This window comes from Streptomyces bungoensis (assembly GCF_001514215.1).
GTDB classification, from domain to species: domain Bacteria; phylum Actinomycetota; class Actinomycetes; order Streptomycetales; family Streptomycetaceae; genus Streptomyces; species Streptomyces bungoensis.
In genome coordinates this window covers 1-23,536 of record NZ_KQ948856.1, presented here as the reverse complement: position 1 = coordinate 23,536, position 23,536 = coordinate 1, and the positions used below count along the sequence as shown (strand labels likewise).

The window sequence follows — 23,536 nt, the reverse complement described above, 5'->3', positions numbered from 1 at the left end:
GTAAGGAAACGGTCGGAAATGCGCAGAGGACGCCGGCTCGCGATCGACGTCGGGGACGCCCGGATCGGGGTCGCCTCGTGCGACCCCGACGGGATCCTCGCCACGCCGGTGGAGACCGTCCCCGGCCGGGACGTCCCGGCCGCCCACCGCCGGCTGCGGCAGCTGGTGGCGGAGTACGAACCGATCGAGGTCGTCGTCGGACTCCCTCGCTCCCTCAAGGGGGGCGAGGGCCCGGCCGCCGTCAAGGTCCGCGCCTTCGCCCGGGAACTGGCCAAGGGCGTCAAGCCGGTACCGGTCCGCCTGGTGGACGAGCGGATGACGACCGTGTCGGCCACGCAGGGACTGCGTGCCTCGGGGGTGGGATCCAAGAAGGGCCGGGCCGTCATCGACCAGGCGGCCGCCGTCATCATTCTGCAGCAGGCCCTGGAATCCGAACGGGTGTCAGGTAAACCACCCGGCGAGGGCGTCGAAGTGGTCATCTGATCGCGATACGGTAACGTTCCGCGCGATGCGCCGGTGTTCGAACAGCCGGGGCACAGCAAGAGGCGGAACGGAAGCCGGCCCCGGCCGCGCGACCGTCGGCCTCGCGGCTCTAGGGGATCGATGACTGAGTATGGCCGGGGCCCTGGCCCCGAACCGTGGCATCCGCAGGACCCGTTGTACGGGGACGGCGGATGGGAAGGGCAGCAGGCGCACACCGGCCATCAGCCTGCCTACGGCGGCCTGCCGCAGCAGCACCCCCAGCAGGCGCAGCACGGCGACTGGACGCAGGGGCAGCAGCCCGCGTACGACCAGCAGCAGTACCCGTACTACGACGAGCAGGGCCATCAGCACTACGGCCGGCAGTACGCGGGCCAGGACCAGCAGTACGCCGCGCACACCCCGCAGCAGTACCAGCACCAGGGCGGCTGGGACGCGACCGGCAGCCACGGCCATGTGCCGTACGCGGCCGACCCGGGCGACCCGTACGGCCAGCAGCCCGCGTCCTACGGCGCGGAGCAGCCCGACCTGTACGGCACCGAGGACGCCTACCCGCCGCCGGTGCCGCCCGGCCGCAGGCGCCCCGAGCCCGAGCCGGAACCCGAGCCGGAGCCGGAACTCCAGCCCACGGCCGGCGGGGAGGAGCACCCCTTCTTCGCGGGTGGCGGCGCCGACGAGGACGCCGACGACGAGGCCGAGAGCCGCTCCGGCCGCGGCGAGCGGCGCGGGAAGAAGCCGGTCAAGAGCAAGAAGCGGCGCACCGGCTGCGCCTGCATGGTGGTCGTCCTGGTCTTCGGCGGCGGCCTCGGCACCGTCGGGTACTTCGGCTGGAAGTTCTACCAAAATCGTTTCGCCCCGGCCCCGGACTACGCGGGCGACGGCACCGGCGAGACCGTGACGGTCGAGATCCCGAGCGGCGCGGGCGGCTGGGACATCGGCCGCCGGCTGAAGGCGGCGGGGGTCGTCAAGAGCGCCGAAGCCTTCGTCCACGCGCAGGGACAGAACTCCAAGGGCAGCCAGATCGAGGCGGGCGCCTACGTCCTGAAGAAGGAGATGTCCGCCGCCAGCGCCGTCGCCCTGATGCTGGACCCGAAGAGCAAGAGCAATGTCCTGGTGACGCCGGGCGAGCGCAATTCCGGGGTCTACCAGGCGATCGACAAGCAGCTCGGCCTCGCCTCCGGAACCACCGGAAAGGTCGCCCGGAAGCAGTACAAGAACCTCGGCATGCCGGGCTGGGCGGAGAACACCAGCACCATGAAGGACCCGCTGGAGGGCTTCCTGTTCCCGGGCACCTATCCGGCCGCCAAGGGCATGAAGCCGGACGCGATCCTGAAACAGATGGTCAGTCAGGCCAAGCAGAAGTACGCCGCCTACGGCCTGCCGTCCAAGGCCCAGGCCCTGGGCCTGAAGAACCCGTTCGAGCTCGTCACGGTCGCGAGCCTCGTCCAGGCGGAGGGCAAGACGCACGACGACTTCCGCAAGATGGCGGAGGTGGTCTACAACCGCCTGAAGCCCACGAACACCGAGACCAACCAGTTGCTGCAGTTCGACTCGACCTACAACTACCTCAAGGGCGCGAGCAACATCCACATCTCCGAGCGGGAGATCAACAGCAACACCAACCCGTACAACACCTACACCCACAAGGGACTTCCGCCCGGTCCGATCGGAAACCCCGGCGAGGACGCGCTGCGGGCGACACTGAACCCGACCCACGACGGCTGGATCTACTTCGTGGCGACCGACGGCGCGAACAACACCGAGTTCGCCAAGACCTACGCGGAATTCCAACGGCTCAAGGAAAAATTCAATGCCAGCTCGGGCAACTGACGCCCGTCGGGCCGCCGTGCTCGGTAAGCCGATCGCCCACTCCCTCTCGCCGGTGCTGCACCGGGCGGCCTACGAGTCGCTCGGGCTCACCGACTGGTCGTACGACCGCTTCGAGATCGACGAGGCCGCCCTGCCCGGCTTCCTCGACGGGCTGGGACCGGAGTGGGCGGGGCTGTCGCTGACCATGCCGCTCAAGCGCGCGGTCATCCCGCTGGTGGACGAGATCAGCGAGACGGCCGCCTCCGTCGACGCCGTCAACACCGTGGTCCTCACCGGCGACGGCCGCCGCCTCGGCGACAACACCGACATCCCGGGCATGGTGGCCGCGCTGCGCGAGCACGGCATCGAGCAGGTCGAGTCCGCCGCGATCCTCGGCGCCGGTGCCACCGCGTCCTCCGCGCTCGCCGCCCTCGCCCGGATCTGCACCGGCCAGGTCGTCGCCTACGTCCGCAGCGACGCCCGCGCCGCCGAGATGCGCCGGTGGGGCGAGCGCCTCGACGTCGACGTCCGCACCGCGGACTGGGACGACGCGGAGCAGGCCCTGCGTGCCCCCCTGGTGATCGCCACCACCCCCGCCGGCACCACCGACGCCCTCGCCGCCGCCGTGCCCGAGCGGCCCACCACCCTCTTCGACGTGCTCTACGAGCCCTGGCCCACCGAGCTCGCGGCCCGCTGGTCCATGTTCGGCGGCGCCGTCGTCAGCGGTCTCGACCTGCTGGTCCACCAGGCCGTGCTCCAGGTCGAGCAGATGACCGGCCGTTCCCCGGCCCCGCTGGAGGCCATGCGGCAGGCCGGCGAGAAGGCGCTCGCCGCGCGCTGAGCCCCCTCGGCCGCGTCCGCCTGCTGGACCACCGGCCGGGTCCGGACCGCGGACGTGGGAGGATCGGAGGTGGCGGACCGGGGCCGCGCACCCGGTCACGTCGTCGTCGTACGCGCGCACACGCGTACCCAGGGCAGTACCGGGCGCGAGCACTGAGGAGCACCGTTGAGCAGGCTGCGTTGGCTGACCGCGGGGGAGTCCCACGGTCCGGCACTTGTCGCGACGCTGGAGGGCCTTCCCGCCGGCGTGCCGATCACCACGGAGATGGTGGCGGACCACCTCGCGCGGCGGCGGCTCGGCTACGGCCGCGGTGCCCGGATGAAGTTCGAGCGCGACGAGGTCACGTTCCTGGGCGGCGTCCGGCACGGACTCACCCTCGGCTCCCCGGTCGCGGTCATGGTCGGCAACACCGAGTGGCCCAAGTGGGAACAGGTCATGGCGGCCGACCCGGTCGACCCCGAGATCCTCGCCGGGCTCGCCCGCAACGCGCCGCTGACCCGCCCCCGCCCCGGCCACGCCGACCTCGCCGGCATGCAGAAGTACGGCTTCGACGAGGCCCGCCCCATCCTCGAGCGCGCCTCCGCCCGCGAGACGGCGGCCCGGGTGGCGCTCGGCGCGGTCGCCCGGTCGTACCTGAAGGAGACGACCGGCGTCGAGATCGTCTCGCACGTCGTCGAGCTGTGCTCCGTGAAGGCCCCGTACGGCGTGTACCCCACACCGGCCGACGTCGAGAAGCTGGACGCCGACCCGCTGCGCTGCCTGGACGCGGACGCCTCGAAGGCCATGGTCGAGGAGGTCGACCAGGCCCACAAGGACGGCGACACGCTCGGCGGCGTGGTGGAGGTGCTGGCCTACGGCGTCCCGGTGGGCCTCGGCTCGCACGTGCACTGGGACCGGCGGCTGGACGCCCGACTCGCCGGTGCCCTGATGGGCATCCAGGCGATCAAGGGCGTCGAGGTCGGGGACGGCTTCGAGCTGGCCCGGGTGCCCGGTTCCCAGGCGCACGACGAGATCGTCGGCACGCCCGACGGCATCCGGCGCGTCTCCGGCCGCTCCGGTGGCACCGAGGGCGGCCTGACCACCGGCGAGCTGCTGCGCGTCCGCGCCGCGATGAAGCCGATCGCGACCGTGCCGCGCGCCCTGCGGACCGTGGACGTCACCACCGGCGAGGCCGCCCAGGCCCACCACCAGCGCTCCGACGTCTCCGCCGTGCCGGCCGCGGGCATCGTCGCCGAGGCCATGGTGGCGCTCGTGCTCGCCGACGCGGTCGCGGAGAAGTTCGGCGGCGACAGCGTGGCCGAGACCCGCCGCAACGTGCGCTCGTACCTCGACAACCTGCGGATCCGGTGACCGCCGTGCCTGTGGTCGTCCTGGTCGGCCCGATGGGCGTGGGCAAGTCCACCGTCGGGCGGTTGCTGGCCGAGCGGCTGGGCGTCGGCTACCGGGACACCGACGCCGACATCGAGGCCGCCGAGGACCGCACCATCGCCGAGATCTTCGTGGACGACGGCGAGCCGGCGTTCCGCGCGCTGGAGAAGGACGCCGTGCGCACCGCGCTCGCCGGGCACGACGGCGTCCTCGCGCTCGGCGGCGGCGCGATCCTCGACCCGGACACCCGCGCGCTGCTCGCCGGGCACCGGGTGGTCTACCTGTCCATGGACGTCGAGGAGGCCGTCCGGCGCACCGGCCTCAACGTGGCCCGGCCGCTGCTCGCGGTCAACCCGCGCAAGCAGTGGCGCGAGCTGATGGAGGCCCGGCGGCACCTGTACGAGGAGGTCGCCACCGCCGTCGTACCGACGGACGGCCGCACCCCCGAAGAGGTCGCCCAAGCAGCGCTGGACGCTTTGGAGTTGAAGGAAGCATGACCGAGGCAGTCACCCGCATCCACGTCGCCGGCAGCGCGGGCACCGACCCCTACGAGGTGCTGGTCGGCCGGCGACTCCTGGGCGAGCTGGCCGGGCTGATCGGGCCGCGGGCCAAGCGGGTCGCGGTGGTCCACCCGGAGGCGCTGGCCGAGACCGGCGACGCGCTGCGCGCCGACCTGGCCGAGCAGGGCTACGAGGCCGTCGCCATCCAGGTGCCGAACGCGGAGGAGGCCAAGACCGCCGAGGTCGCCGCCTACTGCTGGAAGGCGCTCGGCCAGTCCGGCTTCACCCGCACCGACGTCATCGTCGGCGTCGGCGGCGGCGCGACCACGGACCTCGCCGGTTTCGTGGCCGCGACCTGGCTGCGCGGGGTGCGCTGGATCGCCGTCCCCACCACCGTCCTCGCCATGGTGGACGCGGCGGTCGGCGGCAAGACCGGCATCAACACCGCCGAGGGCAAGAACCTGGTCGGCGCCTTCCACCCGCCCGCCGGTGTGCTCTGCGACCTCGCCGCGCTGGACTCCCTCCCGGTCAACGACTACGTGTCCGGGCTCGCGGAGGTCATCAAGGCCGGCTTCATCGCCGACCCGGTGATCCTGGACCTGATCGAGTCCGACCCCGAAGCCGCCCGGACCCCGGCGGGGCCGCACACGGCCGAGCTGATCGAGCGGTCGATCCGGGTCAAGGCCGAGGTCGTCTCCTCCGACCTGAAGGAGTCGGGCCTCAGGGAGATCCTCAACTACGGCCACACCCTCGGCCACGCCATCGAGAAGAACGAGCGCTACAAGTGGCGGCACGGCGCCGCGGTCGCGGTCGGCATGCACTTCGCCGCCGAACTCGGCCGCCTGGCCGGGCGGTTGGACGACGCGACGGCGGACCGCCACCGCAGCGTCCTGGAGTCGGTCGGCCTGCCGCTGCACTACCGCTACGACCAGTGGCCCAAGCTGCTGGAGACGATGAAGGTCGACAAGAAGTCCCGCGGCGACCTGCTGCGCTTCATCGTCCTCGACGGCCTGGCCAGGCCGACCGTCCTGGAGGGCCCGGACCCGGCCGTGCTGCTCGCCGCCTACGGAGAAGTGGGCCAGTAAGTACCCCGCTGTTCCCTTCCGCCCGATTCCCGTTGCGGGCCGGGCACTTCGGACCGCCCCCGGTCGTTTCACCAAACGACGGCCGGGGGCGGTACCGTTCGGTACGGAGCGGGCTCCGCACCCGCCTGCCAATGCCAGATGTGTGTACGAGACGGAGTGGCAACGGATGCAGCACGCAGTGGGGTCTCCGCTGCCGCCTCCCCACCGGCCGGGGCAGGGACCGCACGCGGACTGGGCGCAGGCCGCGCACCACCCGGGAGCCCCGCAGGGTCCCGCACCCGTACCCCCGCCGCCACCCGGATTCCCCGGAGCGGGCCCCGCGCCCACCGTCGGCCCCGTGCCGCCCGCACCCCCGCAGCACACCCCCGCCCCGCCCCCGCCCGACACCACGGGACACGTCCCGCTGCCGCCGGGCGGCCCGGTCGGCATGCCCGCCGTACCGCCGGCCGCGGCGGCCGTGCCGGACCCGGCGGCCACCACCCTGGCCGTGCTGCTGATCGGCCCGGCGGGCGCCGGCAAGACCAGCGTGGCCAAGTACTGGGCGGACCACCGCCGGGTGCCCACGGCCCACATCAGCCTGGACGACGTACGCGAATGGGTCCGCTCGGGCTACGCGAACCCGCAGTCCGGCTGGAACGACAACTCGGAGGCCCAGTACCGCCTGGCCCGCCGCACCTGCGGCTTCGCCGCCCGGAACTTCCTGGCCAACGGGATCTCCTGCATCCTCGACGACGCGGTCTTCCCGGACCGCCCCGTCGTCGGCCTCGGCGGCTGGAAGCGCCACGTGGGCCCCGGCCTGCTCCCGGTCGTCATCCTCCCGGGCCTCGACATCGTCCTGGAGCGCAACGCCGAACGGACGGGCAACCGCCGCCTCACCGACGAGGAGGTGGCCCGCATCCACGGCCGCATGGCGGGCTGGTACGGCTCGGGCCTGCCGATCATCGACAACTCCCAGCTGGACGTCCCGGCCACCGCCAGGGTCCTGGACGAGGTCCTGGCCAGAGCGATCGCGAGCCCGCCGAGCTGGTGACAGGGGCGACTGTCCCGGCCGAAGGGGGCGCGGGGCCGTATCGATGTGCGGCTCCGCCGCGTGGGCGCGAGCCACCGCCATGCAGCGGCACCCGGCGCACGACCGCAGCCCCCACAGCCCCACTCGGCCCCACCTGAACGGCACAAATCGCCCAAAACTCCTACGCTCGTCTCATGTCAGAGGTGTACGCGAACCGCCGATCCCGGCTGAGGGAACACTTCAACGCGGGCGGCGCCGCGGCGGCGCTCGTCACCCGCCCCGCCAACGTCCGCTATCTCGCGGCCGTGGCCCCGCAGGGCTCCGTCCTGCTGCTCGGGCAACGGGAGGACCTGCTGGTGTGCCCCGTCCCGCCGGACGACCGCCCCACCGAGGGCCGCCCCGACGAGGCACTGCCGGTGCACGTCACGCCCGGGGGCGACTGCGCTGTCGCGGCGGCGGGCCTCGCCGCGGGGGAGGGCGCCGAGTCCCTGGCCGTCGAGGAACACCACCTCACCGTGGCCCGGCACCGGGCCCTGACCTCCGTCGCCCCCCGCCTGCGCCTCGCCGACCTCGGCGCGGCCGTGGAGCAGCTCAGGGTGGTCAAGGACGAGGAGGAGATCTCCTGTCTGCGCATCGGCGCCGAGATCGCCGACCAGGCCCTCGGTGAGCTGCTGGAGTCCATCCTGGTCGGCCGCACCGAGCGGCACCTCGCGCTGGAGCTGGAGCGGCGCCTGGTCGACCACGGCGCCGACGGGCCGGCCTTCCCGACCTCGGTGGCCACGGGACCGAACTCCGGCCGCCGCGGCCACCGGCCCACCGACCGGCGCGTGGAGGAGGGCGACTTCCTCTCCGTCTGCCTCGGTGCGACCTACCGGGGCTACCGCTGCGAGATCGGCCGCACGTTCGTCATCGGCACCTCGCCGGCCGACTGGCAGGTCGAGCTGTACGACCTGGTCTTCGCCGCCCAGCGCGCCGGACGCGAGTCCCTGGCGCCCGGCACCGCCTACCGTGACGTGGACCGCGCGGTACGCCAGGTGCTGGACTCGGCGGGCTGCACGGAGGCCCTGCCGGCGCTCACGGGACACGGGGTCGGACTCGAAATCGACGAGGACCCGCAGTTGGCCCCCGCGGCCGTGGGTAAACTGGACGCTTGCGTGCCGGTCACCGTCGAACCGGGGGTCCATCTCCCGGGCCGGGGCGGTGTCCGGATCGATGACACGCTCGTCGTCCGCCCCGAGGCGGACGGCGGACCCGAGCTACTCACCATCACGACCAAGGAGCTGCTCGCCCTCTAGGCAGGTGCGTGCACCGGGGTCGTACGTCAGTCCAGGAGATTCCGCAACCGTGGCTTCCACGAACGACCTCAAGAACGGCATGGTGCTCAAGCTCGAAGGCGGCCAGCTCTGGTCCGTCGTCGAGTTCCAGCACGTCAAGCCCGGCAAGGGCCCGGCCTTCGTGCGCACCAAGCTCAAGAACGTGCTTTCCGGCAAGGTCGTCGACAAGACCTTCAACGCCGGCGTCAAGGTCGAGACGGCCACTGTCGACAAGCGCGACATGCAGTTCTCGTACATGGACGGCGACTACTTCGTCTTCATGGACATGGAGACCTACGACCAGCTGATGGTCGACCGCAAGGCCGTCGGCGACGCCGCCAACTTCCTCATCGAGGGCTTCACCGCCACCGTCGCGCAGCACGAGGGCGAGGTGCTCTTCGTCGAGCTGCCGGCCGCCGTCGAGCTCGTCATCCAGGAGACCGAGCCGGGCGTCCAGGGCGACCGTTCCACCGGTGGCACCAAGCCCGCCACCCTGGAGACCGGCCACCAGATCCAGGTCCCGCTCTTCATCACCACCGGTGAGAAGATCAAGGTCGACACCCGTACCAGCGACTACCTCGGCCGGGTGAACAGCTAACCGTGGCTGCCCGCAACACGGCCCGCAAGCGTGCCTTCCAGATCCTCTTCGAGGGCGACCAGCGCGGCGTCGACGTCCTCACGGTCCTCGCGGACTGGATCCGGCTGTCCCGGGACGACACCCGGCAGCCGCCCGTCAGCGAGTACACGATGCAGCTGGTCGAGGGCTACGCGGAGCACGCGCGGCGGATCGACGAGCTGATCGCGCAGTACGCGGTCGGCTGGACGCTCGACCGGATGCCGGTGGTCGACCGCAACATCCTGCGGCTGGGCGCGTACGAGCTGATCTGGGTGGACGAGACGCCGGACGCCGTCGTGCTGGACGAGATGGTGCAGCTGGCGAAGGAGTTCTCCACGGACGAGTCGCCCTCGTTCGTGAACGGCCTGCTGGGCCGCCTGAAAGAGCTCAAGCCGTCGCTCCGCCGGGCCTAGCCCGGCGGACGGCGGAAACACCGCCGGGGTGGCCGGAACCGCAAAGTTCCGGCCACCCCGGCGGCACGTTTCTGCTGAGGGATACGGGGCTCAGGCGTCTTCGTGGGTCGCCACCGCGCGGCGCGCGTCCGCGTCGAGGACGCCCCAGCTGATCAGCTGCTCGGTGAGGACCGAGGGGGACTGGTCGTAGATGACGGCGAGTGTGCGCAGGTCGTCCTGGCGGATCGAGAGCACCTTGCCGTTGTAGTCGCCGCGCTGCGACTGGATCGTCGCCGCGTAGCGCTGCAGGGGTCCCGCCTTCTCGGCCGGCACGGTGGCCAGCCGCTCCAGGTCCAGGACCAGCTTCGGCGGCGGCTCGGCGGCGCCGCCCGGCGTGGTGCCCGGCAGGAGCTCCTGCACAGGAACGCCATAGAAATCGGCCAGCTCGGCCAGGCGCTGCACGGTCACGGCACGGTCACCGCGCTCGTACGACCCGACCACCACGGCCTTCCAGCGCCCCTGGGACTTCTCCTCGACACCGTGGAGGGAAAGGCCCTGCTGGGTGCGGATGGCCCGGAGCTTGGCCCCGAGCTGTTTGGCGTATTCGCTGGACATATAGCTCCCCGGACACTGTCGACGCGGCCGGCTGTGGTTTCCATGCCGCGCGGTTGGTAACTCACTGTGAGGTTACGCAGCGTGACTCTCGCGCGTCAAGCCGAATGGTCCACACCGACTCTTCCGTGGTGACGAAGGTGCGTTACGCCAACCGGGTGACAGGGCGCTCCCGGCGACCTGCTACCGTGGATGGCGCAAATCCGACGTCCTTTAAGGTCCGTCCCGTGAGGCGGAGAAGGAGGTCCGTTTTTATGGACACGCAGGACTCGCACGCGAATCCCACCGGATCCGATGCCCGGCCCGTTCTCGAGGGCCCCGACATCGCCCGCGTGCTGACCCGTATCGCCCACGAGATCGTCGAACGCGCCAAGGGCGCCGACGACGTGGTGCTCCTCGGCATCCCGACCCGGGGGGTCTTCCTCGCCCAGCGGCTCGCCGCCAAGCTGGAGCAGATCACCGACCGCAAGGTCCCCGTCGGCTCGCTCGACATCACCATGTACCGCGACGACCTGCGCATGCACCCGCCGCGTGCGCTGGCCCGCACCGAGATCCCCGGTGACGGCATCGACGGCCGCCTCGTCGTCCTCGTCGACGACGTGCTCTTCTCCGGCCGCACCATCCGCGCCGCCCTCGACGCCCTGAACGACATCGGGCGCCCGCGCGCGGTGCAGCTCGCGGTCCTCGTCGACCGCGGCCACCGCGAACTGCCCATCCGCGCCGACTACGTCGGCAAGAACCTCCCCACGTCGTTGCGGGAGACGGTCAAGGTCCTGCTCGCCGAGGAGGACGGTCGCGACACCGTGCTGCTCGGTGTGAAGCCGGCCGGCCAGTAGCACGTCCGGCGTACGGCCGCCCGGCGGGCCCGTACGCGCACCGGTCTGCCCTGAATCTCCCCGAATGAACTGCCTTACGGAGCCTGACAGATGCAGCGTCATCTCATCTCGGCCGCCGACCTCACCCGCGACGACGCCGTCCTGATCCTCGACACCGCCGAGGAGATGGCCCGGGTCGCCGACCGGCCGATCAAGAAACTGCCGACCCTGCGCGGCCGCACGATCGTCAACCTCTTCTTCGAGGACTCCACCCGCACCCGCATCTCCTTCGAGGCCGCCGAGAAGCGTCTCTCCGCGGACGTCATCAACTTCTCCGCCAAGGGCTCCAGCGTGTCCAAGGGCGAGTCCCTGAAGGACACCGCCCAGACCCTGGAGGCGATGGGCGTCGACGCCGTCGTCATCCGGCACGGCGCCTCCGGGGCCCCCTACCGCCTGGCCAACTCCGGCTGGATCGACGCCGCCGTCATCAACGCCGGCGACGGCACCCACCAGCACCCCACCCAGGCCCTGCTGGACGCCTTCACCATGCGCCGCCGCCTGGTCGGCCGGGACGCCGGCCTCGGCCAGGACCTGGCCGGCCGGCGCATCACCATCGTCGGCGACGTCCTGCACAGCCGGGTCGCCCGCTCCAACGTCGACCTGCTGCACACCCTCGGCGCCGAGGTCACCCTGGTCGCCCCGCCCACCCTGGTGCCGGTCGGCGTCGAGACCTGGCCCTGCGAGGTCTCCTACGACCTCGACAGCACGCTGCCGAAGTCCGACGCGGTGATGATGCTCCGCGTCCAGCGCGAGCGCATGAACGCCGCCTTCTTCCCGACCGAGCGCGAGTACTCCCGGCGCTACGGCCTCGACGGCGACCGCATGGCCAGGCTGCCCGAGCACGCCATCGTGATGCACCCCGGCCCGATGGTCCGCGGCATGGAGATCACCGCCGAGGTCGCCGACTCCGACCGCTGCACCGTCGTGGAGCAGGTCGCCAACGGAGTCTCCATCCGGATGGCCGTCCTGTACCTGCTGCTCGGCGGAAACGAGCCCGCCGTCTCCCACCCGCGTACCGAGGAGAAGTAAGACCCATGAGCAAGATCCTGATCCATGGTGCGAAGGTGCTCGGCGGCGAGCCGCAGGACGTGCTGATCGACGGCGAGACCATCGCCGAGGTCGGCCGGGGGCTGAGCGCCGAGGGCGCCGAGGTCGTGGAGGCCGACGGCAAGGTGCTGCTGCCGGGCCTGGTCGACCTGCACACCCACCTGCGCGAACCCGGCCGCGAGGACTCCGAGACCGTCCTCACCGGCACGCGCGCCGCCGCGAGCGGCGGCTACACGGCCGTCTTCGCCATGGCCAACACCTTCCCCGTCGCCGACACCGCCGGTGTGGTGGAACAGGTCTGGCGGCTCGGCCGGGAGCACGGCTACTGCGACGTCCGGCCCATCGGCGCGGTCACCGTCGGCCTGGAGGGCAGGAAGCTCGCCGAGCTGGGCGCCATGCACGAGTCGGCCGCCGGGGTCACCGTCTTCTCCGACGACGGCAAGTGCGTCGACGACGCCGTGATCATGCGCCGCGCGCTGGAGTACGTGAAGGCCTTCGGCGGCGTCGTCGCCCAGCACGCGCAGGAGCCGCGGCTCACCGAGGGCGCCCAGATGAACGAGGGCGTCGTCTCCGCCGAGCTGGGCCTGGGCGGCTGGCCGGCCGTCGCCGAGGAGTCGATCATCGCGCGGGACGTGCTGCTCGCCGAGCACGTCGGCTCCCGCGTCCACATCTGCCACCTGTCGACCGCCGGCAGCGTCGAGATCGTCCGCTGGGCCAAGTCCCGCGGCATCGACGTCACCGCCGAGGTCACCCCGCACCACCTGCTCCTCACCGAGGAGATGGTGCGCTCCTACAACCCGGTCTACAAGGTCAACCCGCCGCTGCGCACCGACCGCGACGTGCTGGCCCTGCGCGAGGCGCTCGCCGACGGCACGATCGACATCGTCGCCACCGACCACGCGCCCCACCCGCACGAGGACAAGGACTGCGAGTGGGCCGCGGCCGCCATGGGCATGGTGGGCCTGGAGACCGCGCTGTCCGTGGTCCAGGAGACCATGGTCGACACGGGCCTGCTGGACTGGGCCGGCGTCGCCGACCGCATGTCCGTCAAGCCCGCGAGCATCGGCCGGGCCACCGGGCACGGCCGTCCCGTCTCGGCTGGTGAGCCCGCCAACCTCACCCTGGTCGACACGGCATACCGTGGCCAGGTGGACCCCGCGGGCTTCGCCTCGCGCAGCCGCAACACCCCCTACGAGGGCCGTGAGCTGCCGGGCCGTGTGACGCACACGTGGCTGCGGGGCAAGGCCACGCTCGTCGACGGGAAGCTCACGTGACACCTGTAATCCTGCTGGCCGAGGCCAGGAAGTCGGCCGAGGTCACCGACTGGCCGGCCCGCATCGGCTGGCTCGTCGGACTCGCCCTCTTCGTCGCGCTCGTCTACTGGCTGATGCGCGAGGGCTGGAAGTGGCGCGGCACCCTCCAGAGCGACCTGCCCGCGCCGCCCAGCGCGCCGGAGGAGACCGGCCCGGCGAAACTGACCATGAGCGGCCGCTACCACGGCTCCACCACCGCCGGGCAGTGGCTGGACCGGATCGTGGCCCACGGCCTGGGCACCCGCAGCCGGGCCGAGCTCACCCTGACCGACGCGGGCCTGGACGTCGAACGCCCCGGAGCGCGGGACTTCTTCGTCCCCGCGGCCGCGCTGCGCGGCGCCCGGCTCGACAAGGGCATCGCCGGCAAGGTCCTCACCGAGGGCGGCCTGCTGGTGGTGACCTGGGCGCTCGGCGACAAGCTGATCGACTCCGGCTTCCGCTCCGACCACGCGGCCGAGCACCCCGCCTGGGTCGACGCCCTGAACCAGATGACCAACGACACGGAAGGCGCACGATGACGACCTCCACCAGGGGAGCCGTGAAGGTTCCCGCCGTACTCGTCCTGGAGGACGGCCGCACCTTCCGCGGCCGCGCCTACGGGGCCGTGGGGGAGACCTTCGGCGAGGCCGTGTTCTCCACCGGCATGACCGGCTACCAGGAGACGCTCACCGACCCGTCGTACGACCGGCAGATCGTCGTCGCGACCGCCCCGCAGATCGGCAACACCGGCTGGAACGACGAGGACGACGAGTCCCGGCGCATCTGGGTCTCCGGCTACGTCGTGCGCGACCCCGCGCGCGTGCCGTCCAACTGGCGGGCCAAGCGCTCCCTGGACGACGAGCTGGTCGCGCAGGGCGTGGTCGGCATCTCCGGGATCGACACCCGCGCCCTCACCCGCCACCTGCGCGAGCGCGGCTCGATGCGCGCGGGCATCTTCTCCGGAGAGGCGATCGCCCCCGAGACCGAGCTGGTCGGGCGCGTGCAGGCCCAGCCGCACATGAAGGGCGCGAGCCTCTACGAGGAGGTCGCGACCAAGGAGGCGTACGTCGTCCCGGCGATCGGCGAGAAGCGCTTCACGGTCGCCGCGATCGACCTCGGCATCAAGGGCATGACCCCCCGGCGCATGGCCGAGCGCGGCATCGAGGTGCACGTCCTGCCCGCCACCGCCACCGCCGACGAGGTCTACGCCGTCGGCCCGGACGGCGTCTTCTTCTCCAACGGCCCCGGCGACCCCGCCACCGCCGACGGCCCCGTCGCGCTCATGCAGGCCGTCCTGGAGCGCAGGACGCCGCTGTTCGGCATCTGCTTCGGCAACCAGATCCTCGGCCGCGCCCTCGGCTTCGGCACCTACAAGCTGAAGTACGGCCACCGCGGCATCAACCAGCCGGTCCAGGACCGCACGACCGGCAAGGTCGAGGTCACCGCGCACAACCACGGCTTCGCCGTGGACGCGCCGCTCGACCGGGTCAGCGAGACGAAGTTCGGCCGCGCCGAGGTCTCGCACGTCTGCCTGAACGACGACGTCGTGGAGGGGCTGCAGCTGCTCGACCAGCCGGCCTTCTCCGTCCAGTACCACCCCGAAGCGGCGGCGGGCCCGCACGACGCCGCCTACCTCTTCGACCGCTTCGTCTCCCTGATGGAGGGCCAGCGTGCCTAAGCGCACCGATATCCAGTCCGTCCTGGTCATCGGCTCCGGCCCGATCGTCATCGGCCAGGCCGCCGAGTTCGACTACTCCGGCACCCAGGCGTGCCGCGTGCTCAAGGCCGAGGGCCTGCGCGTCGTCCTGGTGAACTCCAACCCGGCGACGATCATGACCGACCCGGAGATCGCCGACGCCACCTACGTCGAGCCGATCACCCCCGAGTTCGTCGAGAAGATCATCGCCAAGGAGCGCCCCGACGCCCTGCTGCCCACCCTGGGCGGCCAGACGGCCCTGAACACCGCGATCTCGCTGCACGAGAACGGCGTGCTGGAGAAGTACGGCGTCGAGCTGATCGGCGCCAAGCCCGAGGCGATCCACAAGGGTGAGGACCGCGACCTCTTCAAGGACGTCGTGGAGGAGGTCCGCAGGAAGACCGGGCACGGCGAGTCCGCCCGCTCGGTCATCTGCCACACCATGGACGACGTCCTCCAGGGCGTCGAGACGCTCGGCGGCTACCCGGTCGTCGTCCGCCCCTCCTTCACCATGGGCGGCGCCGGATCCGGCTTCGCCCACGACGAGGAGGAGCTGCGCCGCATCGCCGGCCAGGGCCTCACCCTGTCTCCGACCACCGAGGTGCTCCTGGAGGAGTCCATCCTCGGCTGGAAGGAGTACGAGCTGGAGCTCATGCGCGACAAGCACGACAACGTCGTGGTCGTCTGCTCCATCGAGAACTTCGACCCCATGGGCGTGCACACCGGCGACTCGATCACCGTGGCGCCCGCGATGACGCTGACCGACCGCGAGTACCAGGTGCTGCGCGACGTCGGCATCGCGATCATCCGCGAGGTCGGCGTCGACACCGGCGGCTGCAACATCCAGTTCGCGGTGAACCCCGAGGACGGCCGCGTCATCGTCATCGAGATGAACCCGCGCGTGTCGCGCTCCTCGGCGCTCGCCTCGAAGGCGACCGGCTTCCCGATCGCCAAGATCGCCGCCAAGCTGGCCGTCGGCTACACGCTGGACGAGATCCCGAACGACATCACGCGGGAGACCCCGGCCTCCTTCGAGCCCACCCTCGACTACGTGGTCGTCAAGGCCCCGCGCTTCGCCTTCGAGAAGTTCCCGCAGGCCGACTCCACGCTGACCACCACCATGAAGTCGGTCGGCGAGGCCATGGCCATCGGCCGCAACTTCCCCGAGGCCTTCCAGAAGGCGCTGCGCTCGCTGGAGAAGAAGGGCAGCCAGTTCGCCTTCACCGGTGAGCCCGGCGACAAGGACGCGCTGCTGCGCGAGGCCGTACGGCCCACCGACGGCCGGATCAACACGGTCATGCAGGCCATCCGCGCGGGCGCCACCCCGGAGGAGGTCTTCGCGTACACGAGGATCGACCCCTGGTTCGTCGACCAGCTCTTCCTGATCAAGGAGATCGCCGACGAGCTGGCCGGGGCACCGGAGCTGACCCGCGAGCTGCTCGCCGACGCCAAGCGGCACGGCTTCTCCGACCAGCAGATCGCCGAGATCCGCGGCCTGCGCGAGGACGTCGTCCGCGAGGTCCGGCACGCCCTCGGCATCCGCCCGGTCTACAAGACGGTCGACACCTGCGCCGCCGAGTTCGCCGCGAAGACGCCGTACTTCTACTCGTCCTACGACGAGGAGACCGAGGTCGCCCCGCGCGAGAAGCCGGCCGTCATCATCCTGGGCTCCGGCCCGAACCGCATCGGCCAGGGCATCGAGTTCGACTACTCCTGCGTCCACGCCTCCTTCGCGCTGTCGGACGCCGGGTACGAGACCGTGATGGTCAACTGCAACCCGGAGACCGTCTCCACCGACTACGACACCTCCGACCGCCTGTACTTCGAGCCGCTGACGCTCGAGGACGTGCTGGAGATCGTCCACGCGGAGTCGCTCGCGGGCCCGATCGCCGGCGTGGTCGTCCAGCTCGGCGGCCAGACCCCGCTGGGCCTCGCGCAGGCCCTGAAGGACAACGGCGTGCCGATCGTCGGCACGTCCCCCGAGGCGATCCACGCCGCCGAGGACCGCGGCGCCTTCGGCCGCGTCCTCGCCGAGGCCGGCCTGCCCGCCCCGAAGCACGGCACGGCCACCACCTTCGCCGAGGCCAAGGCCATCGCCGACGAGATCGGCTACCCGGTGCTGGTGCGGCCCTCCTACGTCCTCGGCGGCCGCGGCATGGAGATCGTCTACGACGAGACCCGCCTCGCCTCCTACATCGCGGAGTCGACCGAGATCAGCCCCTCCCGGCCGGTGCTCGTCGACCGCTTCCTCGACGACGCCATCGAGATCGACGTCGACGCCCTCTACGACGGCGAGGAGCTGTACCTCGGCGGTGTCATGGAGCACATCGAGGAGGCCGGCATCCACTCCGGCGACTCGGCGTGCGCCCTGCCCCCGATCACCCTCGGCGGCTTCGACATCAAGCGCCTGCGCGCCTCCACGGAGGCGATCGCCAAGGGCGTCGGCGTGCGCGGCCTGATCAACATCCAGTTCGCGATGGCCGGGGACATTCTCTACGTCCTGGAGGCCAACCCGCGCGCCTCCCGCACGGTCCCCTTCACCTCCAAGGCGACCGCGGTGCCGCTGGCCAAGGCCGCCGCCCGGATCTCGCTGGGCGCGACCGTGGCCGAGCTGCGCGCCGAGGGCCTGCTCCCGGCGAACGGCGACGGCGGCGAGCTGCCGCTGGACGCGCCGATCTCCGTCAAGGAGGCCGTCATGCCCTGGTCGCGCTTCCGCGACATCCAGGGCCGCGGCGTCGACACCGTCCTCGGCCCGGAGATGCGCTCCACCGGCGAGGTCATGGGCATCGACTCCGTCTTCGGCACGGCGTACGCCAAGTCGCAGGCGGGCGCCTACGGGCCGCTGCCCACCAAGGGCCGCGCCTTCATCTCGGTCGCCAACCGGGACAAGCGCTCGATGATCTTCCCGGCGCGCGAGCTGGTCGCCCACGGCTTCGAGCTGCTCGCCACCTCCGGCACCGCCGAGGTCCTCAGGCGCAACGGCATCAACGCCACCGTCGTGCGCAAGCAGTCCGAGGGCACCGGCCCGAACGGCGAGAAGACCATCGTCCAGCTCATCCACGACGGCGAGGTCGACCTCATCGTCAACACCCCGTACGGCACCGGCGGCCGCCTCGACGGCTACGACATCCGTACGGCGGCGGTGGCCCGCTCGGTCCCGTGCCTGACGACCGTCCAGGCGCTCGCGGCGGCCGTCCAGGGCATCGACGCCCTCAACCACGGCGACGTGGGCGTGCGCTCACTCCAGGAACACGCGCAGCACCTGACCGCGGCCCGCGACTAGCAGCCCTTGAGGGGGACACCGGAAACGGTGTCCCCCTCTTCACGAGGACACCATGTACAAGATCTTCTTCAATCTCGTCTTCCGGCGGATGGACCCCGAGCAGGCCCACCACCTGGCCTTCCGCTGGATCCGCCTCGCGGCGCGCGTCCCCGTGCTGCGCACCTTCGCCGCCGCCGCCCTCGCGCCCCGCCACAAAGAGCTGCGCACCGAGGCCTTCGGCCTGCGCATGCACGGCCCCTTCGGGCTCGCAGCCGGCTTCGACAAGAACGCCGTGGCCGTCGACGGCATGTCGATGCTGGGCTTCGACCACGTCGAGATCGGCACGGTCACCGGCGAGCCGCAGCCCGGCAACCCCAGGAAGCGGCTGTTCCGGCTCGTCGCGGACCGCGCCCTGATCAACCGCATGGGCTTCAACAACGACGGCTCGCTCACCGTCGCCGCGCGGCTGGCCACCCGCCGGCCGGTCTTCCGGACCGTCGTGGGCGTCAACATCGGCAAGACCAAGGTCGTCCCGGAGGCGGAGGCCGTCGGCGACTACGTGAAGTCCGCCGAGCGCCTGGCGCCCTACGCCGACTACCTGGTCGTCAACGTCTCCTCGCCCAACACGCCCGGCCTGCGCAACCTGCAGGCCACCGAGGCGCTGCGCCCGCTGCTGACCGCCGTGCGCGAGGCCGCCGACCGCGTGGTGGCGAACCGGCGCGTCCCGCTGCTGGTGAAGATCGCCCCGGACCTCGCCGACGAGGACGTCGACGCCGTCGCCGACCTGGCCGTCGAACTGGGCCTGGACGGCATCATCGCCACGAACACCACCATCGCGCGCGAGGGGCTGGGCCTCAGGTCCGACCCCGCGCTGGTGAAGGAGGCCGGCGGCCTGTCCGGCGCCCCGCTCAGGGCCCGCTCCCTGGAGGTCCTGCGCCGCCTCTACGCGCGCGTGGGCGACCGGATCACCCTGGTGGGCGTCGGCGGCATCGAGACCGCCGAGGACGCCTGGCAGCGGATCCTGGCCGGTGCCACGCTGGTCCAGGGGTACAGCGCCTTCGTCTACGAGGGCCCGTTCTGGTCCCGCGCGATCCACAAGGGCCTCGCCGCGCGCCTGCGCACCAGCCCGTACGCCACCCTCGCCGACGCGGTCGGCGCCGACGTGAGGAAGCCCGCATGACGGTTCTGGAACCCTTCGGCGCCCGGTTGCGCCGCGCCATGGACGAGCGCGGGCCGCTGTGCGTCGGCATCGACCCGCACGCCTCCCTGCTCACCGAGTGGGGCCTGAACGACGACGTGGCCGGTCTGGAGCGGTTCAGCCGCACGGTCGTCGAGGCGCTGGCGGACCGGGTCGCCGTGATGAAGCCGCAGAGCGCTTTCTTCGAGCGGTTCGGCTCACGCGGGATCGCCGTGCTGGAGAAGACGGTCCAGGAGGCCCGCGCGGCCGGCGCCCTGGTCGTGATGGACGCCAAGCGCGGCGACATCGGCTCGACCATGGCCGGGTACGCCGAGGCCTACCTGCACAAGGACGCCCCGCTGTTCTCCGACGCGCTCACCGTCTCGCCCTACCTCGGCTACGGCTCGCTGAGCCCGGCCGTCGCGCTGGCCAGGGAGAGCGGCGCCGGGCTGTTCGTGCTGGCGCTGACCTCCAACCCGGAGGGCCCCGAGGTGCAGCACGCGGTCCGTGCCGACGGCCGCAGCGTGGCCGCGACCATGCTCGCCCACCTGGCCGCCGAGAACGCGGGCGAGGAGCCCCTGGGCTCCTTCGGCGCGGTCGTCGGCGCGACGGTGGGGGACCTGTCGGCGTACGACCTCGCCGTCAACGGCCCGCTCCTCGCCCCGGGCGTCGGGGCGCAGGGGGCGACGGCGGCCGACCTGCCGGCGGTGTTCGGGGCGGCGGTGCGCAACGTCGTGCCGAACGTCAGCCGGGGTGTCCTGCGGCAGGGACCCGACGCCGGTGCCCTGCGCACGGCGACGGAACGCTTCGCGGAGGAGATCCGGGCCGCCGTCGCCGGCGGCTGAGACCCCAGGTGGGAGCCGTCGGCGAGCGGCAAGGGGCCGGGTTGAGCGTGAATACATCCTCAAATTGAGGGCAGTATGTCTGAAATGTCCGGCCTGACGGCGGCTGACCTGTACTTTTCCGCTGTTCTCGCTGACTCTGGCGGACTTAATCGCTAGTCTCCGAGCAGAGTTAACGGGCGAGCGTGTTGCTCGTGGCTCCCCAGGTGTGGGGCGACTAGGTTCCTCACCGGTCCGTATCCGACAGTTCGACATCCGAGGTGACGTAGGCGTGGCTCTTCCGCCCCTTACCCCTGAACAGCGCGCAGCCGCGCTCGAAAAGGCCGCCGCGGCTCGCCGGGAGCGGGCCGAGGTCAAGAATCGACTCAAGCACTCCGGCGCCTCCCTGCACGAGGTCATCAAGCAGGGCCAGGAGAACGACGTCATCGGCAAGATGAAGGTCTCCGCACTGCTCGAGTCGCTGCCCGGCGTGGGCAAGGTCCGCGCCAAGCAGATCATGGAGCGTCTGGGCATCTCCGAGAGCCGCCGGGTGCGCGGCCTCGGCTCCAACCAGATCGCTTCCCTGGAGCGTGAGTTCGGCAGCACCGGCTCCTGAGTCCGGGTCCCGCCGGACCCAGGAGTCCCGGGCACTCCGGGATTGCTGGAATAATCGCTGCATGGCTGCAACATTCCGGGGGACGACCCCCGAGCCCCCGGACGTACGTCCGCGGCTGACCGTGCTCTCCGGCCCCTCGGGGGTCGGCAAGAGCACGGTCGTCGCCCATATGCGCAAGGAGCACCCCGAGGTCTGGCTCTCGGTCTCGGCCACGACCCGCAAGCCGCGCCCCGGCGAGCAGCACGGAGTCCACTACTTCTTCGTCACCGACGAGGAGATGGACAAGCTGATCGCCAACGGCGAGCTGCTCGAGTGGGCCGAGTTCGCCGGCAACCGGTACGGCACGCCCCGCGCGGCCGTCATCGAGCGGCTGGAGAACGGCGAGCCCGTGCTGCTGGAGATCGACCTCCAGGGCGCCCGGCAGGTCCGTGAGTCCATGTCGGACGCCCAGCTGGTGTTCCTGGCCCCGCCCTCCTGGGAGGAGCTGGTGCGCAGGCTCACCGGCCGGGGGACCGAGCCGCCCGAGGTCATCGAGCGCCGCCTGGAGGCGGCCAGAACCGAGCTGGCGGCCGAGCCGGAGTTCGACACGACCCTGGTCAACACCTCCGTCGAGGACGTGGCCCGCGAGCTGCTAGCCTTGATGGCAGTTGTGTGATCGTGACCGTGATCACGATCATCTATTCTTTTCCACCCATCGGAAGGTAGAGCGTGTCCTCTTCCATCACCGCGCCCGAGGGCATCATCAACCCGCCGATCGACGAGCTTCTCGAGGCCACCGACTCGAAGTACAGCCTCGTGATCTACGCGGCCAAGCGTGCCCGCCAGATCAACGCGTACTACTCGCAGCTCGGCGAGGGCCTCCTCGAGTACGTCGGTCCGCTCGTGGACACCCACGTCCACGAGAAGCCGCTCTCGATCGCCCTGCGCGAGATCAACGCCGGTCTGCTGACCTCCGAGGCCATCGAGGGCCCGGCGCAGTAACACCGTCAGATCGCAGTTGGTTTGTCCACAGGCCCGGCAGTCACTCTCCCCGGAGGGGGGACCCCTGCCGGGCCTGTGGTGTGTGATGGACTCGTACGCAGCCGAGCCGGGAGAGATGGCGGGACATGGTGGACAAGCCGAGGGTCGTTCTGGGCGTCAGCGGCGGCATCGCCGCGTACAAGGCCTGCGAGCTGCTGAGAAGGCTCACGGAGTCGGGCCATGACGTCCGGGTGGTGCCCACCGCCTCCGCGCTGCACTTCGTCGGCGCCGCCACCTGGTCCGCCCTGTCCGGCAACCCGGTCGCCACCGAGGTCTGGGACGACGTCCACCAGGTCCCGCACGTCCGCATCGGCCAGCACGCCGACCTGGTCGTCGTCGCCCCGGCGACCGCCGACACCCTCGCCCGGGCCGCCCACGGCCTCGCCGACGACCTGCTCACCAACACGCTGCTCACCGCCCGCTGCCCGGTGGTGTTCGCGCCCGCCATGCACACCGAGATGTGGGAGCACCCCGCCACCCAGGAGAACGTGGCCACGCTGCGCCGCCGCGGCGCCGTCGTCCTGGAGCCCGCCGTCGGCCGACTCACCGGCGTCGACACCGGCAAGGGCCGGCTGCCCGACCCGGTGGAGATCTTCGAGGCCTGCCGCCGGGTGCTGGCCCGGGGCGTCGCCGAGCCGGACCTCGCGGGACGCCACGTCGTCGTCTCGGCCGGCGGCACCCGCGAGCCCCTCGACCCCGTCCGCTTCCTCGGCAACCGCTCCTCCGGCAAGCAGGGCTACGCACTGGCCCGCACGGCCGCCGCCCGCGGCGCCCGGGTGACGCTGGTCGCGGCCAACACCGGGCTGCCCGACCCGGCCGGCGTCGACGTGGTCCCGGTGGGCACCGCCGTCCAGCTGCGCGAGGCGGTCCTGAAGGCCGCGGCGGACGCCGACGCCGTGGTCATGGCCGCCGCCGTCGCCGACTTCCGCCCGGCCGCCTACGCGGCCGGGAAGATCAAGAAGAAGGACGGCCAGGACCCCGAGCCGGTCGTCCTGGTGCGCAATCCCGACATCCTCGCGGAGATCTCGGCCGACCGCGCCCGCGCCGGACAGCTCGTGGTCGGCTTCGCCGCCGAGACCGACGACGTCCTCGCCAACGGCCGCGCCAAGCTCGCCCGCAAGGGCTGCGACCTGCTCGTCGTCAACGAGGTGGGGGAGCGCAAGACCTTCGGCTCGGAGGAGAACGAGGCCGTGGTGCTGGGTGCCGACGGCACCGAGACCCCCGTGCCGCACGGGCCGAAGGAGGCCCTCGCGGACATCGTCTGGGACCTCGTGGCCGCCCGTCTCGGCTGAGCCGCCGGGCCGCCCGCGAGCACCCGCGTTCCGCCGTCCGGACCGCATCGATTCGGCCGTTCGACGTCTTTCCCCGCCCCGAGAATGTGGCGCGACGGCCCTGGCCAAGGCCGCGCGGCATTGTGCAGAATGCCCGTGCCGCAGGTCACAGCGCTCCCGAGAGGCGAGACGGGTGGGCCCGCGGCGGAGTGCGACCGATAAACTGTTCACGGACCACGCCGGGCGCAGCTCCCGCGCGGGGTCCGACCATGATCAGCCAGCAGCCGCTGCAACCCCAGGGAGCGTTGTGTCCCGTCGCCTGTTCACCTCGGAGTCCGTGACCGAAGGTCACCCCGACAAGATCGCTGACCAGATCAGCGACACCATTCTCGACGCGCTCCTGCGCGAGGACCCGACCTCCCGGGTCGCCGTCG

General features: G+C 71.7%; 24 protein-coding genes. 23 read left to right on the top strand and 1 reads right to left on the bottom strand.

The features are described from left to right. Positions 1–18: 18 nt before the first annotated feature. The 10 genes from ruvX (at position 19) to nusB (ending at position 9,434) form a co-directional block, all read left to right on the top strand. On the top strand, positions 19–483 hold the full coding sequence (gene ruvX, locus AQJ66_RS14585; protein ID WP_061920956.1) for a Holliday junction resolvase RuvX: 465 nt from the start codon (positions 19–21) through the stop codon (positions 481–483). A 120-nt stretch (positions 484–603) separates the two neighbouring features. Next, entirely contained in the window at positions 604–2,310 is a 1,707-nt protein-coding gene (gene mltG, locus AQJ66_RS14580; RefSeq protein ID WP_079060225.1) for an endolytic transglycosylase MltG, read from the top strand. Next, a complete protein-coding gene (locus tag AQJ66_RS14575) occupies positions 2,291–3,130 on the top strand; it encodes a shikimate dehydrogenase (RefSeq protein WP_061920953.1) in 840 nt (279 codons plus the stop codon). The genes mltG and AQJ66_RS14575 overlap by 20 nt, the downstream gene beginning before the upstream one ends. A gap of 165 nt (positions 3,131–3,295) precedes the next feature. Beyond that, on the top strand, positions 3,296–4,480 hold the full coding sequence (aroC, locus tag AQJ66_RS14570; RefSeq protein ID WP_061920952.1) for a chorismate synthase: 1,185 nt from the start codon (positions 3,296–3,298) through the stop codon (positions 4,478–4,480). Continuing rightward, positions 4,477–4,995: a shikimate kinase gene (locus AQJ66_RS14565; protein WP_061920950.1), complete on the top strand. Its 519-nt coding sequence runs from the start codon at positions 4,477–4,479 to the stop codon at positions 4,993–4,995. Before aroC ends, AQJ66_RS14565 begins: the two co-directional genes overlap by 4 nt. Next, positions 4,992–6,083, top strand: a complete 1,092-nt coding sequence (gene aroB, locus AQJ66_RS14560; protein WP_061920948.1) for a 3-dehydroquinate synthase — start codon at positions 4,992–4,994, stop codon at positions 6,081–6,083. The genes AQJ66_RS14565 and aroB overlap by 4 nt, the downstream gene beginning before the upstream one ends. Before the next feature lie 166 nt (positions 6,084–6,249). Further along, complete coding sequence (locus tag AQJ66_RS14555) at positions 6,250–7,113, top strand: Pro-rich N-terminal domain-containing protein (RefSeq protein ID WP_061921690.1); 864 nt, start codon at positions 6,250–6,252, stop codon at positions 7,111–7,113. Between the two features lie 173 nt (positions 7,114–7,286). Then, on the top strand, positions 7,287–8,387 hold the full coding sequence (locus tag AQJ66_RS14550) for an aminopeptidase P family protein (RefSeq protein WP_061920947.1): 1,101 nt from the start codon (positions 7,287–7,289) through the stop codon (positions 8,385–8,387). A gap of 49 nt (positions 8,388–8,436) precedes the next feature. After that, positions 8,437–9,003 (top strand): elongation factor P, encoded by a 567-nt coding sequence (gene efp / locus AQJ66_RS14545; RefSeq protein ID WP_030048852.1) that lies wholly within the window; start codon positions 8,437–8,439, stop codon positions 9,001–9,003. A gap of 2 nt (positions 9,004–9,005) precedes the next feature. Further along, entirely contained in the window at positions 9,006–9,434 is a 429-nt protein-coding gene (nusB, locus tag AQJ66_RS14540; protein ID WP_061920945.1) for a transcription antitermination factor NusB, read from the top strand. A 90-nt stretch (positions 9,435–9,524) separates the two neighbouring features. Here the strand turns inward: nusB and bldD are convergent, their stop codons facing one another. Further along, a complete protein-coding gene (gene bldD, locus AQJ66_RS14535) occupies positions 9,525–10,028 on the bottom strand; it encodes a transcriptional regulator BldD (protein ID WP_020938842.1) in 504 nt (167 codons plus the stop codon). 251 nt (positions 10,029–10,279) lie between these two features. Between bldD and pyrR the strand changes: the two genes are divergently transcribed. The 13 genes from pyrR to AQJ66_RS37245 form a co-directional block, all read left to right on the top strand. After that, complete coding sequence (gene pyrR, locus AQJ66_RS14530) at positions 10,280–10,861, top strand: bifunctional pyr operon transcriptional regulator/uracil phosphoribosyltransferase PyrR (RefSeq protein ID WP_061920944.1); 582 nt, start codon at positions 10,280–10,282, stop codon at positions 10,859–10,861. Positions 10,862–10,951: 90 nt separating this feature from the next. Further along, positions 10,952–11,929, top strand: coding sequence for an aspartate carbamoyltransferase catalytic subunit (locus AQJ66_RS14525; RefSeq protein WP_061920943.1), 978 nt, complete (start codon positions 10,952–10,954; stop codon positions 11,927–11,929). A gap of 5 nt (positions 11,930–11,934) precedes the next feature. Beyond that, on the top strand, positions 11,935–13,221 hold the full coding sequence (locus tag AQJ66_RS14520; protein ID WP_061920941.1) for a dihydroorotase: 1,287 nt from the start codon (positions 11,935–11,937) through the stop codon (positions 13,219–13,221). Continuing rightward, positions 13,218–13,778: a PH-like domain-containing protein gene (locus tag AQJ66_RS14515; RefSeq protein WP_061920940.1), complete on the top strand. Its 561-nt coding sequence runs from the start codon at positions 13,218–13,220 to the stop codon at positions 13,776–13,778. The genes AQJ66_RS14520 and AQJ66_RS14515 overlap by 4 nt, the downstream gene beginning before the upstream one ends. Next, entirely contained in the window at positions 13,775–14,917 is a 1,143-nt protein-coding gene (carA, locus tag AQJ66_RS14510; protein WP_061920938.1) for a glutamine-hydrolyzing carbamoyl-phosphate synthase small subunit, read from the top strand. The genes AQJ66_RS14515 and carA overlap by 4 nt, the downstream gene beginning before the upstream one ends. Next, positions 14,910–18,218 carry a carbamoyl-phosphate synthase large subunit gene (carB, locus tag AQJ66_RS14505; protein WP_061920937.1) on the top strand — a complete coding sequence of 1,103 codons (3,309 nt, stop codon included), beginning with the start codon at positions 14,910–14,912 and terminating at the stop codon, positions 18,216–18,218. The genes carA and carB overlap by 8 nt, the downstream gene beginning before the upstream one ends. Positions 18,219–18,270: 52 nt before the next feature. Next, positions 18,271–19,377 carry a quinone-dependent dihydroorotate dehydrogenase gene (locus tag AQJ66_RS14500; protein WP_061920935.1) on the top strand — a complete coding sequence of 369 codons (1,107 nt, stop codon included), beginning with the start codon at positions 18,271–18,273 and terminating at the stop codon, positions 19,375–19,377. Next, entirely contained in the window at positions 19,374–20,219 is an 846-nt protein-coding gene (gene pyrF, locus AQJ66_RS14495) for an orotidine-5'-phosphate decarboxylase (RefSeq protein ID WP_061920933.1), read from the top strand. The genes AQJ66_RS14500 and pyrF overlap by 4 nt, the downstream gene beginning before the upstream one ends. Before the next feature lie 268 nt (positions 20,220–20,487). Beyond that, positions 20,488–20,811, top strand: coding sequence for an integration host factor (locus AQJ66_RS14490; protein WP_003977346.1), 324 nt, complete (start codon positions 20,488–20,490; stop codon positions 20,809–20,811). A gap of 61 nt (positions 20,812–20,872) precedes the next feature. After that, positions 20,873–21,466, top strand: coding sequence for a guanylate kinase (gmk, locus tag AQJ66_RS14485; RefSeq protein ID WP_061920931.1), 594 nt, complete (start codon positions 20,873–20,875; stop codon positions 21,464–21,466). 53 nt (positions 21,467–21,519) lie between these two features. After that, positions 21,520–21,792 (top strand): DNA-directed RNA polymerase subunit omega, encoded by a 273-nt coding sequence (rpoZ, locus tag AQJ66_RS14480; RefSeq protein ID WP_005319902.1) that lies wholly within the window; start codon positions 21,520–21,522, stop codon positions 21,790–21,792. 128 nt (positions 21,793–21,920) lie between these two features. Then, a complete protein-coding gene (gene coaBC / locus AQJ66_RS14475) occupies positions 21,921–23,123 on the top strand; it encodes a bifunctional phosphopantothenoylcysteine decarboxylase/phosphopantothenate--cysteine ligase CoaBC (protein ID WP_061921687.1) in 1,203 nt (400 codons plus the stop codon). A 286-nt stretch (positions 23,124–23,409) separates the two neighbouring features. Then, positions 23,410–23,536: S-adenosylmethionine synthetase N-terminal domain-containing protein (locus AQJ66_RS37245; protein ID WP_279617324.1), on the top strand; the 127-nt coding region annotated here is incomplete at its 3' end.